Origin of the sequence: Streptomyces marokkonensis (genome assembly GCF_008312835.1) — a bacterium.
GTDB lineage: Bacteria > Actinomycetota > Actinomycetes > Streptomycetales > Streptomycetaceae > Streptomyces > Streptomyces marokkonensis_A.
Window position 1 is genome coordinate 283788 of the sequence record NZ_VSKS01000003.1, and the last position, 17499, is coordinate 301286.

Sequence of the window (17499 nt, forward strand, 5' to 3'; positions counted from 1 at the left end):
GTCCCGCACATGGATTTCCGCCGGCCGCGCCCGTGGCCCCCGGGTCCGGCGGGAGTACCGTCCCCTCATGCATGCGATCACGATTCCCGAACCCGGTGGCCCCGAGGCACTGGTGTGGACCGAGGTCCCCGATCCCGTGGCCGGCGAGGGCGAGGTCCTGGTCGAGGTGGTGGCCGGGGCCGTGAACCGGGCCGACATCCTCCAGCGGCAGGGCTTCTACAACCCCCCGCCCGGCGCGTCCCCCTACCCCGGCCTGGAGTGTTCCGGCCGGATCGCCGCGCTCGGACCCGGGGTGAGCGGATGGACCGTCGGCGACGAGGTCTGCGCGCTGCTCGCCGGCGGCGGCTACGCCGAGAAGGTCGCCGTCCCGGCCGGACAGCTGCTGCCCGTCCCCGAGGGGCTCGCCGTCGATCAGGCGGCGGCGCTCCCGGAGGTCGTCTGCACGGTCTGGTCGAACGTCTTCATGGTCGCCCACCTGCGCCCCGGCGAGACCCTGCTCGTGCACGGCGGCTCCAGCGGCATCGGCACCATGGCGATCCAGCTCGCCAAGGCCGTCGGCGCGCGGGTCGCCGTGACCGCGGGCACCGAGGAGAAGCTGGAGCGCTGCGCCGAGCTCGGCGCCGACATCCTGATCAACTACCGCGAGCAGGACTTCGTCGCCGAGCTGGAGCGGGCCACCGACGGCGCCGGCGCGGACGTCATCCTCGACAACATGGGGGCCAAGTACCTGGACCGCAACGTCCGGGCCCTCGCCGTGAACGGGCGGCTGGCGATCATCGGCATGCAGGGCGGCGTCAAGGGCGAGCTGAACATCGGCGCCCTCCTCGGCAAGCGGGGCGCCATCAGCGCGACCTCGCTGCGGGCCCGGCCCCTGGAGGAGAAGGCGGCGATCGTGGCGGCCGTACGGGAACACGTCTGGCCGCTCGTCGCCGGCGGCCATGTCCGCCCCGTGATCGACCGCGAGATCCCGATGCCGGACGCGGCCGCCGCCCACCGCGTGGTGGAGGACAGCGGCCACGTCGGCAAGGTCCTGCTGGTCACCCCGGACTGAACGGCCCGCCCGCCGCGGCGCCCCTCAGCCCGAGGCCTGGCGCATGCGCAGGGCGACGAAGGCGAGGCCGAAGCCGAGGCCGATGAGCACCAGGCCGCTGCCGAGAGGAAGGATGCGCAGGACGGGTCCGGTGCTCGCGACCGCGTTCGGCTCCGCCGCCCGCGAGGTCGTGGAGGGCACCGGGACCGCCTCCTGGGACGCCGGGCCGTCCCGGTCGGGCACCCGGGACACGGCCCCCTCGCCCTTTTCACGCGGCACGTCCGGACGCTCGGTCCCGCCCCGGGTTCCCGCGTCCCTGTCGTCCGCTTCGCCCCGCTGGTGCCGCCCGTGCGGGGCGGTGTCCCGCGGCTCGTGCCGTCCGGGCCGCTCCCGGCCCTCACCCGGCCGGCTACCGGCCCGCGACGGCCTCTCGGAGGGCGATGACGAAGGTGACACCGACGACGAGGGGGAGGGCGAGGGGGAACGGGACGCGGGCTCGGCGCCGACCTCCGCCGCCCCGTACGCCACCGCCGTACCCGGTGGCCCTACGACAGGGCCGTACGGCAGCACCACCGCCCCCGCCCCCAGAACAACCGCCGCCCCCACTACACGCAGCCATGGAGTCACGACCGTGACCTCCCGCGCCGTCCGGTGCTCGGTCACACCGTCGGCAAGATGGGCCGGATGGACGCCCAACAGCCTCGCATCCCCCCACCAGCCGGGCATTCCGGATGCCGCCGTCCGGTGGACCCCGGGCGAGCGCCGACTTCCGGGGGCACCCCGGAAGGGGACGACGGGCGTGCGAGACAATGAGGGTATGGAGATGCCGAGGAACGAACGGTCGCCGGAAAATCCCCAGATCCTGGTCGTCGGCCAGGACGGCATGGCGCTCAGCGGCGGCAGCGGGGACGAGGACTCCCGCGAGACCCCGGTGACGGAGCAGGTCGAACAGCCGGCGAAGGTCATGCGGATCGGCAGCATGATCAAGCAGCTGCTGGAGGAGGTGCGGGCGGCTCCTCTGGACGAGGCCAGCCGGGTCCGGCTCAAGGAGATCCACGCCAGTTCGGTGAAGGAGCTGGAGGACGGTCTGGCCCCGCAGCTGGTCGAGGAGCTGGAGCGGCTCTCCCTGCCCTTCACGGACGAGGCCACCCCGAGCGACGCCGAACTGCGGATCGCGCAGGCCCAGTTGGTGGGCTGGCTGGAGGGTCTCTTCCACGGCATCCAGACCACGCTCTTCGCCCAGCAGATGGCGGCGCGCGCCCAGCTCGAGCAGATGCGCCGCGCTCTCCCCCCGGGCGTCGGCGACGGCCAGGAGGACCCCCACGTGGGCGGCCGCACGGGCGGCCCGTACCTGTAATCGCCCCCCGCCCGAACGGCACGAAGGGGCCCGGCAACCGAATGCCGGGCCCCTTCGCCGTGCCGTGTACGGCGTGGGTCAGGACGGGGGGTTGCCCGTCGACACCTTGAGCGTGATCTCCGGCATGTCCTCCGGGTCGACGTCCGTGCCGGCCGGCGGGAACTGCTCCCGGACGGAGCCCTCGCCGTAGGTGTTCTCGTCCACATCGACGATCTTGAAGTCGCCCCAGCCCGCGGCCTGGAAGCACTCCTTCACCGATCCGATGTACTTGAACTTGAAGTTGGGCAGCCGGATCTTCTCGGGGTCGTTGTACGACTCCTGCGGCTCCTCGCACTCTTCCTTGTCGATCGTCTTCGCCGTGTCCGGTCCGCGGTAACCCGCCGCCTTGCTCGGCGACGCCGACGCCGAGGCGCTGCTGCCCCCGCCGCCCTGCGGGTCCTTCTCGCCGTTGTTCATCAGCAGGGCCGCGACCAGGCCGCCGACGGCCAGGAAGGAGACGGCGATCGATCCGATGATCACGGGCTTGTTCCGGCCGCCACCCGACCCGGAGCTCCGGGGCGTGATGTTGTAGGGCGGCGGAGTCGACGCACCCTGCTGCTGCGCGTACGCCGGGGGCGCGGGCGTCCCGTAGCCGCCGTGCTGCGGATAGCCGTAGGCCGGGGACGGCGCGGACGGGGCCGAGGTGCCGTACGGATTGGGCGGCGGGGTCGGCTGGTAGGGCGTCTGCACGTTGCCCGTGGGCGCCGGGGTCGCCTGGTCGACCGGCGGGAACACCGCGGAACCGACGCCCGCCCCGCTCGGCGCCTGCGTGCCCGGGACGATGCTCGGCGGGGCCGCGTGGAAGGACTGGGCGACCCGCAGGCACTCCCCGCGCATGGCCTCCGCGCTGGGGAAACGCTCGTTCGGATTCTTCTTCAGCGCACGGGCGATCAGCGCGTCCACGGCGGGCGGCAGCGAACGGTTGATCGAGGAGGCGGTCGGCGGCTCCTCCTGGACGTGCGCGTAGGCGATGGCCAGCGGCGAGTCCGCCTCGAACGGCAGCCGCCCGGTGACCAGCTGGAACAGCATGATGCCGACCGAGTACAGGTCGGAACGCGCGTCGACGCCCCGGCCGAGCGCCTGCTCCGGCGAGAGGTACTGCGGGGTGCCGACGACCATGCCGGTCTGTGTCATCGACGTCACACCGGACTGCATGGCGCGGGCGATGCCGAAGTCCATGACCTTGACCACGCCGCGCTTGGTCATCATCACGTTGCCCGGCTTGATGTCCCGGTGGACCAGCCCCATCTCGTGGCTGATCTCCAGCGCCGCCAGCACGTCCGCGGTGATCTTCAGCGCCTTGTCGGCGGGCATCGCGCCCTGCTGCCGGACGTCCTCGTCGAGCACGGAGCCCAGCGGGCGGCCCTCGACGTACTCCATGACGATGTACGGCGTCGTCATGCCGTCCACATCGTCCTCGCCGGTGTCGAAGACCGACACGATGTTGGTGTGCGTGAGCTTCGCCACGGACTGGGCCTCGCGACGGAAGCGCTCACGGAACGCCTGCTCGCGTCCGAGTTCCGTGTGCAACGTCTTGATGGCGACCTGGCGGTCGAGCACGCTGTCGTAGGCGAGGTGCACCGACGCCATGCCGCCCTGGCCGAGCAGGTCCCGCAGTTGGTAACGTCCGCCGGCGAGCGCCCGCCCCGCGTACTGGCCCTGTGCGCCGTCCTGGCTCATGTTCCGCGTCCCCCGTAGCCTCTCCGGCGCCGCCGTCGGTGACTGTGTCGTCGTAGATCCAATGTGCTATTCCCGGCCAAGTCTGCCCCAGGCCACTGACACGTCAAGCGCGGTGCCCGTTCCGTGACCGTACGCGAAAGAAGCGTCGCGGAAGCGTTACAGCGGTCGTACTGCCGGTACACGGGATTTGCACGACAGTACGGAGTGCGGGTTTCATGACCGGTCCGTCTCGTGCCGGCCTGGGCAGCCCGTCTCGGACCGGAGCCTCGTGCAAAGGCTGTAGCGTGGCCGACGGAGACCGTGACAACACCGCGCGCACCGCGGGCAGAAACGACGGCGAGGACTGATGGCACAGCAGCAGCGCGCTCAGGGCCCGTCCGACCCCGAGGCGACTGGCGGCGGCATCTCGGACGCGCCGGACAACTGGGGCAACGGCGGGCTCGTCGGCGACGGCCGGTACCGGTTGACCCGCAGACTCGGCCGGGGCGGCATGGCCGAGGTGTTCGCGGCCGAGGACGTGCGCCTCGGGCGCACGGTAGCCGTGAAGCTGCTGCGCTCCGACCTCGCCGAGGACCCCGTGTCCAAGGCGCGCTTCACGCGTGAGGCGCAGTCGGTGGCGGGTCTCAACCATCACGCCATCGTCGCCGTGTACGACTCCGGCGAGGACGTCATGGGCGGCCAGTCGGTGCCGTACATCGTGATGGAGATCGTCGAGGGCCGCACCATCCGCGACCTCCTGATGAACGCCGAGGCGCCCGGCCCCGAGCAGGCGCTGATCATCGTCTCCGGTGTCCTCGAGGCGCTCGCCTACTCGCACCAGCACGGCATCGTGCACCGCGACATCAAGCCGGCCAACGTCATCATCACCAACAACGGCGCCGTCAAGGTGATGGACTTCGGCATCGCCCGCGCGCTGCACGGCGCGTCCACGACGATGACGCAGACCGGCATGGTCATGGGCACCCCGCAGTACCTCTCCCCGGAGCAGGCCCTCGGCAAGGCCGTCGACCACCGCTCCGACCTGTACGCCACCGGCTGCCTGATGTACGAACTGCTGGCGCTGCGTCCCCCGTTCACCGGTGAGACGCCGCTGTCGGTGGTCTACCAGCACGTCCAGGACATCCCCACGCCCCCGTCGGAGGCCTCGGACGCCTGCCCGCCGGAGCTGGACGGGCTGGTCATGCGCTCCCTCGCCAAGGATCCCGACGACCGCTTCCAGACGGCCGAGGAGATGCGCGGGCTGGTCCAGTACGGGCTGCAGATGCTCTACGACCAGGGCGGCCACACCGGCACCTGGAACACCGGCCCCGTCGACATGCACGAGGGCCCGCGCACCCCGGCGGCCGGTTTCGCCGGGGCGGCCGTGATGCCCCACCCGGACGCCGCCGGTACGACGGCGATCCCGCAGCCGATCCTGCCCACCGGATACGGCGGTGGTTACGGCGGCGGGGACGACGGCGGTTTCGAGGGCAACGGCAACAAGGGCAGCGGGCGCGGCAAGCTGTGGGTCCTCGCGGTGCTCGCGGTGATCGCCGTCGCGGCGGGTGTCGCGCTGGCGCTCAACAACGGCGGTGGGGGCGGAGGCGGCGGCAAGCCCGAGACCTCGCCGTCCACCTCGCAGACCACCGAGGACAAGAAGCCGAGCGAGACCCCGAGCGACGACGCGACCGAGGAGACGACCGACCCCGGCACGGACCCGGGCACCTCCACGGGCGGCAACGGCGACTGGACGCCGTCGTACGAGCCGTCGTACACGCCGTCGCAGCCGGAGACGGAGGAGCCGAGCGACCCGCCGACGTCCGCGCCGCCGTCCGAGACGGGCGCCACCGACACCGGCGGCACGGACACCGGCGGCACGGACGCGGGTGGCACCGACGCGGGCGGGACGGACGCGGGTGGCACCGACGCGGGTGGCACCGACGCGGGCGGGACGGACGCGGGTGGCACCGACGTGGGCGGCACCGACGCGGGCGGAGTGCCCGGCGGGGCGGGCTGACCGGCCCGTTCGCCCCGGGCTCCCCACCCCCCGGCCCCCTCCGCCCTGAACGGTCCGTGCATCTCTCCGCACACCCCGTGACCGGCTCGCGCGGCACGCCGTGCCGTCACCCATCTCAGCCCTTCCCGTGCCCGCCCCGGCCGGGATAACGTGCCGTTGCTCCGGCCTCCTGCAAGGCTGTGACCAGCGCGCCTTCAGGACCGTTCCCGATTTACTTGGAAATCCAAGCAAAATCGCAGGTCAGATGGGGTTTCACAGAAATGTGGAGCACTGGGTAACGTGCTTTGTGCAGGGCGCTCGCCGGGGCACCTGTCACGCCTGTTCCCGGTCGAGTGGCACCCACCCCGTGCCCGGTGGTCGAGAAACAGGTGAGCCGCACTGGCCTGCCGGCAACCCCGGGGGCCGGACCGACGGAGGAGCACACGTGACCGTGGAGAGCACTGCCGCGCGCACACCGCGACGCAGCGCCGGAAACAAGGCCGGCACCACCGGCACCAAGCGCACCACCAGCACGACCAAGAAGGCCACCGGCGCCGGGAAGAGCGCCGAGCCCGCCCTCGTCCAGCTGCTGACGCCCGAGGGCAAGCGCGTCAAGAACGCCGAGTTCGACAAGTACGTCGCGGACATCACCGCCGAGGACCTGCGCGGTCTGTACCGCGACATGGTGCTCACCCGCCGCTTCGACGCCGAGGCCACCTCCCTGCAGCGCCAGGGCGAGCTGGGCCTGTGGGCCTCGCTGCTCGGGCAGGAGGCGGCGCAGATCGGCTCCGGCCGGGCGCTGCGCGACGACGACTACGTCTTCCCCACCTACCGCGAGCACGGTGTCGCGTGGTGCCGCGGGGTGGACCCGACCAACCTGCTCGGCATGTTCCGCGGTGTGAACAACGGCGGCTGGGACCCCAACGGGAACAACTTCCACCTGTACACGATCGTCATCGGTTCCCAGACGCTGCACGCCACCGGGTACGCGATGGGCATCACCAAGGACGGCGCGGACAGCGCCGTCATCGCCTACTTCGGCGACGGTGCCTCCAGCCAGGGCGACGTGGCCGAGGCCTTCACCTTCTCCGCGGTCTACAACGCCCCCGTGGTGTTCTTCTGCCAGAACAACCAGTGGGCGATCTCCGAGCCGACCGAGAAGCAGTCCCGCGTGCCGCTGTACCAGCGCGCGCAGGGCTTCGGCTTCCCGGGCGTCCGCGTGGACGGCAACGACGTGCTGGCGAACCTGGCCGTCACCAGGTGGGCCCTGGAGCGGGCCCGTGCCGGTGAGGGTCCGACGCTGGTCGAGGCGTTCACGTACCGCATGGGCGCGCACACCACCTCCGACGACCCCACCCGCTACCGCCACGACGAGGAGCGGGCCGCCTGGGAGGCCAAGGACCCGATCCTGCGCCTCCGCCGCTATCTCGAGGCCGCAAACCACGCGGACGAGGGATTCTTCGCGGAACTGGAGACCGAGAGCGAGGCGTTGGGCAAACGAGTGCGCGAAGCGGTCCGCGCCATGCCGGACCCGGACCACTTCGCCATCTTCGAGAACGTGTACGCGGACGGCCACGCGCTCGTGGACGAGGAGCGGGCGCAGTTCGCCGCCTACCAGGCGTCGTTCGCGGACGAAGACGGGGGTAAGTGACATGGCAGAGAAGATGGCCCTGGCCAAGGCGGTCAACGAGTCGCTGCGGCGCGCCCTGGAGACGGACCCGAAGGTCCTCGTCATGGGTGAGGACGTCGGCAAGCTCGGCGGCGTGTTCCGGGTGACGGACGGACTGCAGAAGGACTTCGGCGAGAGCCGCGTCATCGACACCCCGCTCGCCGAGTCGGGCATCGTCGGCACCGCGATCGGCCTGGCCCTGCGCGGCTACCGCCCCGTGGTGGAGATCCAGTTCGACGGCTTCGTCTTCCCGGCGTACGACCAGATCGTCACGCAGCTCGCGAAGATGCACGCCCGCTCGCTGGGCAAGGTCAAGCTGCCGGTCGTCGTGCGCATCCCGTACGGCGGCGGCATCGGCGCGGTGGAGCACCACTCCGAGTCGCCGGAGTCGCTGTTCGCGCACGTGGCCGGTCTGAAGATCGTGTCGCCGTCGAACGCGTCCGACGCGTACTGGATGATGCAGCAGGCCATCCAGAGCGACGACCCGGTGATCTTCTTCGAGCCCAAGCGGCGCTACTGGGACAAGTCCGAGGTGGACACCGAGGCGATCCCCGGCCCGCTGCACACCGCACGGGTGGTGCGCGAGGGCTCGGACCTCACCCTCGCGGCGTACGGCCCGATGGTGAAGCTCTGCCAGGAGGTCGCCGACGCGGCCGCCGAGGAGGGCCGCTCCCTCGAGGTGCTCGACCTGCGCTCGGTCTCCCCGATCGACTTCGACTCGGTCCAGGCGTCGGTGGAGAAGACGCGCCGGCTCGTCGTGGTCCACGAGGCGCCGGTGTTCTTCGGTTCCGGCGCGGAGATCGCCGCGCGGATCACGGAGCGCTGCTTCTACCACCTGGAGGCCCCGGTGCTGCGGGTGGGCGGCTACCACGCCCCGTACCCGCCGGCCCGTCTGGAGGAGTCCTACCTCCCGGACCTGGACCGGGTGCTCGATGCCGTCGACCGCTCGCTGGCGTACTGAGGAGAGGGTCGTGACGACGATGACGAACGCGTCCGTACGCGAGTTCAAGATGCCGGACGTGGGCGAGGGCCTCACCGAGGCCGAGATCCTCAAGTGGTACGTCCAGCCGGGTGACACGGTCACCGACGGCCAGGTGGTCTGCGAGGTCGAGACGGCGAAGGCGGCCGTCGAACTGCCCATCCCCTACGACGGTGTGGTCCGCGCGCTGCACTTCCCCGAGGGCACCACGGTCGACGTGGGCACGTCCATCATCGCGGTGGACGTCTCGGGCGGCGCGGCTCCGGCGGAGGAGGCGCCCGCCCCGGCCGCCGTGCCGGAACCGGCTCCCGAGGAGCCGAAGGCCGAGCCGGCGGCCCGCAAGCCCGTCCTGGTCGGCTACGGCGTGGCGACGTCCTCGACGCGCCGCCGCCCGCGCAGGACGGCGGCACCGGACGCCTCCGCCCAGCAGGCGACGGCGGCCGTCCAGACGGAGCTGAACGGCCATGCTCCCGTCACCGGTGCGTCCCGCCCGCTGGCCAAGCCGCCTGTGCGCAAGCTGGCGAAGGACCTGGGCGTCGACCTGACGACGGTCACCCCGACCGGCCCGGACGGAATCATCACCCGTGAGGACGTCCACGCGGCGGTGGCCGCGGTGCGGGCTCCGGAGGAGCCGGCGGCCGCGCCGGCCCCCTCTGCTCCCGCTCCGGCCGCCCCGGTGTCGTACGACACCGCGCGCGAGACCCGTGTCCCGATCAAGGGGGTCCGCAAGGCGACGGCGGCGGCGATGGTGGGCTCGAAGTTCACGGCGCCGCACGTCACGGAGTTCGTGACGGTGGACGTGACCCGCACGATGAAGCTGGTCGAGGAGCTCAAGCAGGACAAGGAGTTCGCGGGTCTGCGCGTGAACCCCCTCCTGCTGATCGCCAAGGCCCTGCTGGTCGCGATCAAGCGCAACCCCGAGGTCAACGCGTCCTGGGACGAGGCGGCCCAGGAGATCGTGGTCAAGCACTACGTCAACCTGGGCATCGCGGCGGCCACCCCGCGCGGTCTGATCGTGCCGAACATCAAGGACGCGCACGCCAAGACGCTGCCGCAACTGGCCGAGTCCCTGGGTGAACTGGTGTCCACGGCCCGCGAGGGCAAGACCTCCCCGTCCGCCATGCAGGCGGGCACGGTGACGATCACGAACGTCGGCGTCTTCGGCGTCGACACGGGCACGCCGATCCTCAACCCCGGCGAGTCCGCGATCCTCGCGGTCGGCGCGATCAAGCTCCAGCCGTGGGTCCACAAGGGCAAGGTCAAGCCCCGTCAGGTCACCACGCTGGCCCTCTCCTTCGACCACCGCCTGGTCGACGGCGAACTGGGTTCGAAGGTCCTGGCCGACGTGGCCGCCGTCCTGGAACAGCCGAAGCGCCTGATCACCTGGGCCTGACGCCGACGAGAGGGGCCCACGGGTGACTGTGGGCCCCTTTCCCGTCCCGGGGTCCTGTGCGTCAGATCTTGCCGAAGCCGTAGCCCAGGAGTTTCTTGGCGTCCTTCTCGCGCTGGGTGGCGGAGGACGACGCCAGGACCGTGCCGATGACCGTCTTGCCGCCCCGGGTCGCGGCGAAGACCAGGCAGTACTTGGCCTCCGGCCCTGAGCCGGTCTTCACGCCGATCGTCCCGCTGTAGCTGCCGAGCAGGGTGTTGGTGTTGGTCCACGGCGCCATCGTGCGGGTGCCGCCCGACTTCGTCTTCGTCTTCGCCGTGTACTTCTTCGTCTTCACGACCGAGCGGAACGTCGAGTTCTTCATCGCGCTGCTCGCGATCTTCGTCAGATCGCGCGGCGTGGAGTAGTTCTTGCCGTTCCCGATGCCGTCGAACGAGTCGAAGTGGGTGTTCTTCAGGCCCAGCTTCTTCGCGTCCGCGTTCATCTTGCCGATGAACGACTTCACCCGCGCCGACCGCGTCTTGCCGGTGCCGAACTTGTCGGCCAGCGCGTACGCCGCGTCGCAGCCGGACGGCAGCATCAGCCCGTACAGCAGCTGGCGCACGGTGACCTTGTCGCCGACGATCAGCCGGGCCGATGAGGCGTTGTTCTTCACGATGTAGTCGCTGTACGCCATCTGGATCGTGACCTTGGCGTCCAGGTTCAGGTTCTTCTGCGCGAGCACGACCTTGGCGGTCATGATCTTCGTGGTCGACCCCGTCGAACGACGCGTGTCCGCCGCCTTCGTGTACAGCGACTTCCCGTTCGCGTTGTTCATCACGAAGCCGCCCTTGGCGACGATCGTGGGCGCGGCCGCGGCCTGCACGGGAGCGGCCTGCGCGGGCGCTGCGTAGAGGGCTCCGGTCGAGAGCACGGCGCCGGTGGTCACGGCGACGCCGACGGCTCTGCGGAGGCGGATGCCCCGAATGCCGATCTTCAAGTCAGGTACCCCGATTGAGTTGACTGCCCCAGTGGAGCGGCAGAGTTGAGGTGCGGCCGGCAACGGGGCCGCACATGTCCGACTCCTGCCGGTGGCGGATGGTTGCGCTCTTCCGCGGGACGACTTCCCGGGGGTGGGCCGAGTCCGCATCGTGGACGTGAACTTCCACGCATGCGTGTTGTATCTATCCTGTCCGCATGAGTCTGGCCGCCGTGAAGCAACCCCCTGCCGCCGACCGCGTCTACACCCACGTCAAGCAGGGCGTCCTGGACCGCCGTTACGAGGGCGGCACGCTGCTCACGGAGGGCGAGCTGGCCGAGGCCGTGGGCGTCTCGCGGACCCCCGTGCGCGAGGCGCTGCTGCGCCTGGAGGCCGAGGGGCTGATCAAGCTCTACCCGAAGAAGGGCGCCCTGGTCCTGCCCGTCTCCGCGCAGGAGATCGCCGACGTGGTGGAGACCCGGCTGCTCGTCGAGGAGAACGCCGCGCGGAAGGCCGTACCCGCGCCGCCCGGCCTGATCGAGCGTCTGGAGCGACTGCTCGCCCGGCAGAAGGAGCAGGCCGCCGCCGGCGACTTCGCCGCCGCGTCCGTCACCGACCGGTGCTTCCACGCCGAGATCGTCCGCAGCGGCGGCAACGAGATCCTCTCCCGCCTCTACGACCAGCTCCGCGACCGGCAGTTGCGCATGGGCGTCGCCGTGATGCACTCCCACCCCGACCGCATCGCCAAGACGCTCGCCGAGCACGAGGAGATCCTCCGGGCGCTGCGCTCGGGGGACGCGGAGGCGGCCGTCGGCGTGGTCCACCGGCACGTCGGCTGGTTCTCCCACCTGGCCAGGGGTGAGGTGCGGTGAGCGCCTCCCGTCAGGGTTCCGGCGCCCCGTGCGCGGAGCCGCCCGGCGGACGGCGTGCCCTCGCCGTCTGGGGGATCGGCGTCTCCGTCTACTTCGTCGCCGTCATCTTCCGCACGTCCCTGGGTGTGGCCGGCCTCGACGCCGCCGACCGCTTCGGGGTCAACGCCTCCGCCCTGTCCACGTTCTCCATCCTCCAGCTGCTGGTCTACGCGGGCATGCAGATACCCGTCGGGCTGCTGGTCGACCGGCTCGGCACCAAGCGGGTGCTGGGCATCGGCGTCGTGCTGTTCACGGCCGGACAGCTCGGCTTCGCCTTCTCACCGTCGTACGGCATGGCCCTCGCCTCGCGGGCGCTGCTCGGCTGCGGGGACGCGATGACGTTCATCAGCGTGCTGCGGCTGGGCACCCGGTGGTTCCCGGCGCGGCGCGGGCCGATGGTCGCGCAGATGGCCGGGCTGGTCGGCATGGCGGGCAACCTCGTCTCCACGCTGGTCCTCTCCCGGCTGCTGCACGGCATCGGCTGGACGGCCGCGTTCGCGGGCAGCGCGCTCGCCGGGGCCGTGGTGTTCGCGCTGCTGGTGCTGTTCCTCGAGGACCACCCCGAGGGCCACGGACCTGAGCCGGTTTCGCACCGGGGCGCCGCCTACGTACGCCGTCAGATCGCCGCGTCCTGGCGGGAGCCGGGGACGCGGCTCGGGCTGTGGGTGCACTTCACGACGCAGTTCCCGGCGATGGTCTTCCTGCTGCTGTGGGGCATGCCGTTCCTCGTCGAGGCACAGGGGCTGTCCCGGGCGGCCGCCGGTGAGCTGCTGACGCTCGTCGTGCTCTCCAACATGGCCGTCGGGCTCGTCTACGGCCAGGTCGTCGCCCGGCACCACGGCGCGCGGCTGCCGCTGGCGCTGGGGACGGTCGCCGCGACGGCGTCGCTGTGGGCCGTGACGCTGGCCTGGCCGGCGGACACGGCGCCGATGTGGCTGCTCGTGGTGCTGTGCGCGGTGCTGGGGGCGTGCGGGCCCGCCTCGATGCTCGGGTTCGACTTCGCGCGGCCGGCGAATCCGCCGGAGCGGCAGGGAACGGCGTCGGGCATCACGAACATGGGCGGGTTCGTCGCCTCCATGACGACGCTGTTCGCGATCGGGGTGCTGCTGGACGCGACCGGTGACGACTACGGCGTCGCGTTCTCGTCCGTGTTCGTGGTGCAGGCGCTGGGTGTCACGCAGATCCTGCGGTTGCGCGGGCGGGCGGCGCGGGCCGAGCGGGAGCGGTCGGTGGCGAGCCGGGTGACGTCCGTGCACGTGCCCGTGTAGGGGCCCGGTGCGGGGCCGGGCGGGGGTGGGACGCGCGGCCCGGCGCCCGTGGGGTGCCTCCGCGCCCACCCTTCCCGCCCCTGCGGGTACGCGGCTTACGGCGTCACGGCGAAGTGGCGCAGGATCGCCGCCGCCAAATCCAGGTCGCCCTCGGTCTTGACCCGGTCCGCCACCCCTTCCGGGGTCACGCGGCCGCAGGCCAGGCGGACGTAGGTCTCCCAGTCGAGGGTGAGGGTGGCGGCGGGGCCCAGGGCCGGGGCGGTCTCCAGGGTGCCGCGGCCCTGGATGTCGACGCGGATCGTGCGCAGGAACTCCACCGGGCCGTGGACGTCGATGACGACGGCCGAGCTGCGCGGCGCCTGCGCCCGCTCGGCCACCACGCGCGGCAGCTCGGCGAGCAGCACGTCCCGGGCGACGTGCGCGCCGGGGGAGTCGAGGTTGCCGGGCCGGCCGAGGGCCGCGCGCAGATCCTGCTCGTGCGCCCACACGTCGAACGCGTGCCGGCGCATGGACTCCTCCAGCGTGAGCTCCGTGCCCAGCGGGCCGCGCACCTTGGTGCCGGGCTCGCGCGACTCGTTCCGCAGCTGGCGGTTGCGGCGGATGATCATGAGCTCCAGCTCGGAGGTCATCTCGGGCGCCGTGTGGTGGCGGCGCACGTCGACCTGCATCTCCATGTACCGCTGGTGGTCGTTGGTGACGTGGAACAGGTCGCGCGGCAGGGTGTGGATGGGGCGCGGGTCGCCGTACATCTCGGAGTCCAGGCCGATGACGTGCGAGACGATGTCACGGACCGACCAGCCCGGGCACGGCGTCCGCCGGTTCCAGTCGGCCTCCGGGAGCGGCTGCACCAGCTCGGATATCGCCTCGATGGAGTGGGTCCAGGCGTCGGCGTAGGGCTGGAGGGTGGGATGCAGGCTCACGGAACGGGACCCCTCGGCGGTCGGTACACGGGCAGGTTGTGGCGGCTGTGCCAGTGGGCGGTGGCTGCACTTCACGGGTGTCTCGGGTCGCTAAGTTACGCTGCTCCGAGGCACCCCGGCAGTGCTTTCGTGTGACGATCGTAGGCCCGTGTGCGCGGGTCGAATGCCAGGACGGTGGTAGTGTGCGCGCTTCCTTGCTCCAAGTCGCCGTGAACGAGGGCGAACCGGTCGAATCGCGCCGGCGCCGCGTCGCCGGGATGGTACGGGATCAGGCCGGTGCCGATCTCGTCGTGCTGCCGGAGCTGTGGACCACGGGCGCGTTCGCGTACGAGGAGTTCGCCGGCGAGGCGGAACCGCTCGAAGGGCCGACCTTCGAGGCGATGGCCGAGGCCGCGAGCGACGCGGGCGTGTGGCTGCACGCGGGCTCGATTCCCGAACGCGACCCCGGGGGACCGCTCTACAACACCTCTCTCGTCTTCTCCCCCTCCGGCGACCTGGCCGCCGCCTACCGCAAGATCCACCGCTTCGGCTTCGACAAGGGCGAGGCCGTGCTGATGGGAGCGGGCGACCAGCTGGTGACGGTCCGTCTGCCGCACACGGTGGTCGGCGTGGCCACCTGTTACGACCTCCGTTTCCCCGAACTCTTCCGCGGTCTCGTCGACGCCGGTGCCGAGACCTTCGTCGTCCCGGCGGGCTGGCCGGAGCGCCGCCGGGACCACTGGACGCTGCTGGCCCGGGCACGGGCGGTGGAGAACCAGGCCTTCGTCCTCGCGTGTGGAACGGCCGGGACGCACGCGGGGGTTCCGCAGGCGGGTCACTCGATCGTGGTGGATCCCTGGGGCGAGGTCCTGGCCGAGGCGGGCCCCGGCGAGGAGGCCCTCACGGTCGACTTCGACCCGGCGGCGGTGGCGGGCACCCGCGAACGCTTCCCCGCCCTCAAGGACCGCGTCCTGGGCCTGGACCGCCCCCGCCGCTGACGCGTCGCCCGCGGGAACCCTCAGTCCTCCCGCTCCTTCTCCGCCAGATTGATCACGCACACGGCCACCGCGATCAGCAGGGCCGGGTCCGCGTCCTCGCGCACGACGTCGACGCCGTACGTCTCCCGGACGTGCAGCCACCGCCGTGAGATCACGGCGAGCAGTTCGCCGTCGTACTCGACGGCGAACTCCCGTTCAAGGACGCGGCCGCTGACGTCGAGTTCGGTGCTGCCGTCCGCCAGGGCCACCCGGTAGTGGTTGCGCAGCAGCGACAGCCGCTTGCGCCGGACGGTGGCCAGCGGCTCGCCGCCCCGTTCGATCACCATGGTGTCCCGCAGGGCGAACATCTTCCGGCGGATGTCGACGAGCACCCGCCCCTCGGTGTCCTTCAGCTCGAAGGTGTCCCGCAGCCGCAGGGCCTTGCCGTCGACGAGGAAGACCTTGTTGCCCCGGTCGTCCTCGATCCAGTAGTCGTCCCCGATACCGAGAATCCGGTCCCGCACGAGAAATCTCATGCCCCAGGACTTCCCCGCGTCCCGGACCGAAACGTCGCCGCTGGGCCGAGGGGCTGACCCCCGTTCGGCTCGACGACGCCCCACGGTGACGAAAGAAGGGCGCGGGGGAGTGGATCTCCCCCGCGCCCTCGTGGCGTCGGACGCCGGGTCAGACCCCGTACCCGTCGCTGTAGCCGTCGCGGGTGCGGGGCCGGGTGTCGTCGACGACCGGGGTGGCCGGGGGCACCACGACCCGCCTGCGCCGGGCGATGCTGCTGAAGGTCGCCACCCCTATCAGTCCGACGATCATGAAGATGACGCCGACCAGATCCAGGTTGACTCCCTGCATGTCCCAGTCGGTCGCGAACGTGAGAATTGCTCCCACGGCGATGAGGAGTATGCATCCGCCGAGGCCCATGAGTGTCGCCTTCCTGTCCGGTCCTTCCGGTCACCTCCGGGTACCCGGAGGGGCGGCACCCATGCGCCGTCGCGCAGGGGGCGCAGGGCGGCCGGCTAGTCCTCGAGGAACGCGACGAGCGCGTTCGCCAGCAGGAACGGGTCGTTGGCGCCGCACAGTTCGCGTGCGCTGTGCATCGACAGGATGGCCACGCCGATGTCCACGGTCCGGATGCCGTGGCGGGCCGCGGTGATCGGGCCGATGGTGGTGCCGCACGGCATCGCGTTGTTGGAGACGAAGGACTGGAAGGGGACGCCCGCCTTCTCGCAGGCCGCCGCGAACACCGAGCGGCCCGAACCGTCCGTGGCGTAGCGGTTGTTGACGTTGACCTTGAGGATGGGGCCGCCGTCGACGCGCGGGTGGTGCGTCGGGTCGTGCCGCTCCGCGTAGTTGGGGTGGACGGCGTGACCGGTGTCGGAGGACAGGCAGACGGAGCCGGCGAAGGCGCGCGCCCGGTCCTCGTACGAGCCGCCGCGCGCGAACACCGAACGCTCCAGCACGCCGCCGAGCAGCGGGCCGTCGGCACCGGTGTCGGACTGGGAGCCGTTCTCCTCGTGGTCGAAGGCGGCGAGGACGGGGATGCGGGAGAGGCCGGAGCCCCGGCCCGCCGCGGCGGCGAGTGCCGCCGTACCGGCGTGCACGGACAGCAGGTTGTCCATGCGCGGGCCCGCCACCAGTTCGCGGTCGCGGCCCAGGTAGGCGGGCGGTTCGACGGAGTGGACCATCAGGTCCCAGCCGGTGACCTCGCCGGACGGGAGGCCGGCGGTCTCCTCCAGGAAGGCGATGAGGTCGCCGTCGCGGACGTCGTCGCCCATGCCCCAGACCGGCTGCGTGTGCCGCTGCTTGTCGAGCTTGAGGCCGTCGGCGTTCACCGAGCGGTCCAGGTGGATGGCGAGCTGGGGGACTCGCAGCAGGGGACGGTCGACGTTGACCAGGCGGGTGGAGCCGTCGCGCAGGGACAGCCGGCCGGCCAGGCCCAGGTCGCGGTCGAGCCAGGAGTTGAGCAGCGGACCGCCGTAGATCTCCACGGCCACCTGGCGCCAGCCGTGCGCCCCGCTGTCGGGCCGGGGCTTCACGCGCAGGTTGGGGGAGTCGGTGTGGGCGCCGACGATCCGGAACGGGGCGTGTGCGGGGGCGCCCTCGGGGACGTACCAGGCGATGATCGCACCGCCGCGCAGGACGTACTTGCCACCGGCCGTCGCGTCCCAGGCGTCCGACTCCGCGACCTGCCGGAAGCCCGCCTTCTCCAGCCGCTCGGCGGCGTTCGCCACGGCGTGGTACGGCGTGGGACTGGCCGCCAGGAAGGACATGAGGTCGTCGGTGTGACCGCGATCGAAGCGGGGGGGTTCGCTCATGGGGTTCACCTTAACGAGGGCGAGGGCCCGCTTCCCGGTG

Annotated in this window: 16 protein-coding genes; 9 read left to right on the top strand and 7 right to left on the bottom strand. The window is 71.6% G+C overall.

The annotated features are described in order from the left end of the window. Positions 1-67: 67 nt before the first annotated feature. Positions 68-1051, top strand: coding sequence for an NAD(P)H-quinone oxidoreductase (locus F1615_RS06975; protein WP_149547988.1), 984 nt, complete (start codon positions 68-70; stop codon positions 1049-1051). 24 nt (positions 1052-1075) lie between these two features. Here the strand turns inward: F1615_RS06975 and F1615_RS36130 are convergent, their stop codons facing one another. Continuing rightward, entirely contained in the window at positions 1076-1309 is a 234-nt protein-coding gene (locus F1615_RS36130) for a hypothetical protein (RefSeq protein ID WP_244328655.1), read from the bottom strand. A 538-nt stretch (positions 1310-1847) separates the two neighbouring features. Here F1615_RS36130 and F1615_RS06985 point away from each other — a divergent pair. Then, positions 1848-2387: a bacterial proteasome activator family protein gene (locus F1615_RS06985; protein ID WP_149547990.1), complete on the top strand. Its 540-nt coding sequence runs from the start codon at positions 1848-1850 to the stop codon at positions 2385-2387. Positions 2388-2465: 78 nt separating this feature from the next. On the opposite strand, the gene F1615_RS06990 is transcribed toward F1615_RS06985, so the two are convergent. Then, a complete protein-coding gene (locus F1615_RS06990) occupies positions 2466-4106 on the bottom strand; it encodes a protein kinase domain-containing protein (protein ID WP_149547991.1) in 1641 nt (546 codons plus the stop codon). 346 nt (positions 4107-4452) lie between these two features. Between F1615_RS06990 and F1615_RS06995 the strand changes: the two genes are divergently transcribed. From F1615_RS06995 to F1615_RS07010, 4 genes are all read left to right on the top strand, one after another. Beyond that, a complete protein-coding gene (locus F1615_RS06995; RefSeq protein WP_167533680.1) occupies positions 4453-6102 on the top strand; it encodes a protein kinase domain-containing protein in 1650 nt (549 codons plus the stop codon). A 424-nt stretch (positions 6103-6526) separates the two neighbouring features. Beyond that, complete coding sequence (pdhA, locus tag F1615_RS07000) at positions 6527-7732, top strand: pyruvate dehydrogenase (acetyl-transferring) E1 component subunit alpha (protein ID WP_149547992.1); 1206 nt, start codon at positions 6527-6529, stop codon at positions 7730-7732. Position 7733: 1 nt separating this feature from the next. Then, a complete protein-coding gene (locus tag F1615_RS07005; protein WP_149547993.1) occupies positions 7734-8711 on the top strand; it encodes an alpha-ketoacid dehydrogenase subunit beta in 978 nt (325 codons plus the stop codon). Positions 8712-8721: 10 nt separating this feature from the next. Beyond that, positions 8722-10122, top strand: a complete 1401-nt coding sequence (locus F1615_RS07010; RefSeq protein WP_149547994.1) for a dihydrolipoamide acetyltransferase family protein — start codon at positions 8722-8724, stop codon at positions 10120-10122. A 61-nt stretch (positions 10123-10183) separates the two neighbouring features. Here the strand turns inward: F1615_RS07010 and F1615_RS07015 are convergent, their stop codons facing one another. After that, entirely contained in the window at positions 10184-11098 is a 915-nt protein-coding gene (locus tag F1615_RS07015) for a D-alanyl-D-alanine carboxypeptidase family protein (RefSeq protein ID WP_149547995.1), read from the bottom strand. 197 nt (positions 11099-11295) lie between these two features. On the opposite strand from F1615_RS07015, the gene F1615_RS07020 reads away from it, so the two are divergent. After that, complete coding sequence (locus tag F1615_RS07020; RefSeq protein ID WP_149547996.1) at positions 11296-11949, top strand: GntR family transcriptional regulator; 654 nt, start codon at positions 11296-11298, stop codon at positions 11947-11949. After that, the gene (locus F1615_RS07025; RefSeq protein ID WP_149547997.1) at positions 11946-13256 is read left to right on the top strand and encodes an MFS transporter; all 1311 of its coding nucleotides are present in this window, start codon (positions 11946-11948) and stop codon (positions 13254-13256) included. The genes F1615_RS07020 and F1615_RS07025 overlap by 4 nt, the downstream gene beginning before the upstream one ends. 95 nt (positions 13257-13351) lie before the next feature. On the opposite strand, the gene F1615_RS07030 is transcribed toward F1615_RS07025, so the two are convergent. Then, a complete protein-coding gene (locus F1615_RS07030) occupies positions 13352-14176 on the bottom strand; it encodes a maleylpyruvate isomerase family mycothiol-dependent enzyme (protein WP_149547998.1) in 825 nt (274 codons plus the stop codon). A gap of 182 nt (positions 14177-14358) precedes the next feature. On the opposite strand from F1615_RS07030, the gene F1615_RS07035 reads away from it, so the two are divergent. Continuing rightward, positions 14359-15153, top strand: a complete 795-nt coding sequence (locus F1615_RS07035) for a carbon-nitrogen family hydrolase (protein ID WP_149547999.1) — start codon at positions 14359-14361, stop codon at positions 15151-15153. A 20-nt stretch (positions 15154-15173) separates the two neighbouring features. On the opposite strand, the gene F1615_RS07040 is transcribed toward F1615_RS07035, so the two are convergent. From F1615_RS07040 to F1615_RS07050, 3 genes are all read right to left on the bottom strand, one after another. Beyond that, complete coding sequence (locus F1615_RS07040) at positions 15174-15668, bottom strand: LURP-one-related/scramblase family protein (protein ID WP_149548000.1); 495 nt, start codon at positions 15666-15668, stop codon at positions 15174-15176. Between the two features lie 148 nt (positions 15669-15816). Then, complete coding sequence (locus F1615_RS07045) at positions 15817-16065, bottom strand: DUF6458 family protein (RefSeq protein WP_149548001.1); 249 nt, start codon at positions 16063-16065, stop codon at positions 15817-15819. A 95-nt stretch (positions 16066-16160) separates the two neighbouring features. After that, a complete protein-coding gene (locus F1615_RS07050; RefSeq protein ID WP_149548002.1) occupies positions 16161-17459 on the bottom strand; it encodes a M18 family aminopeptidase in 1299 nt (432 codons plus the stop codon). Positions 17460-17499 lie beyond the last annotated feature (40 nt).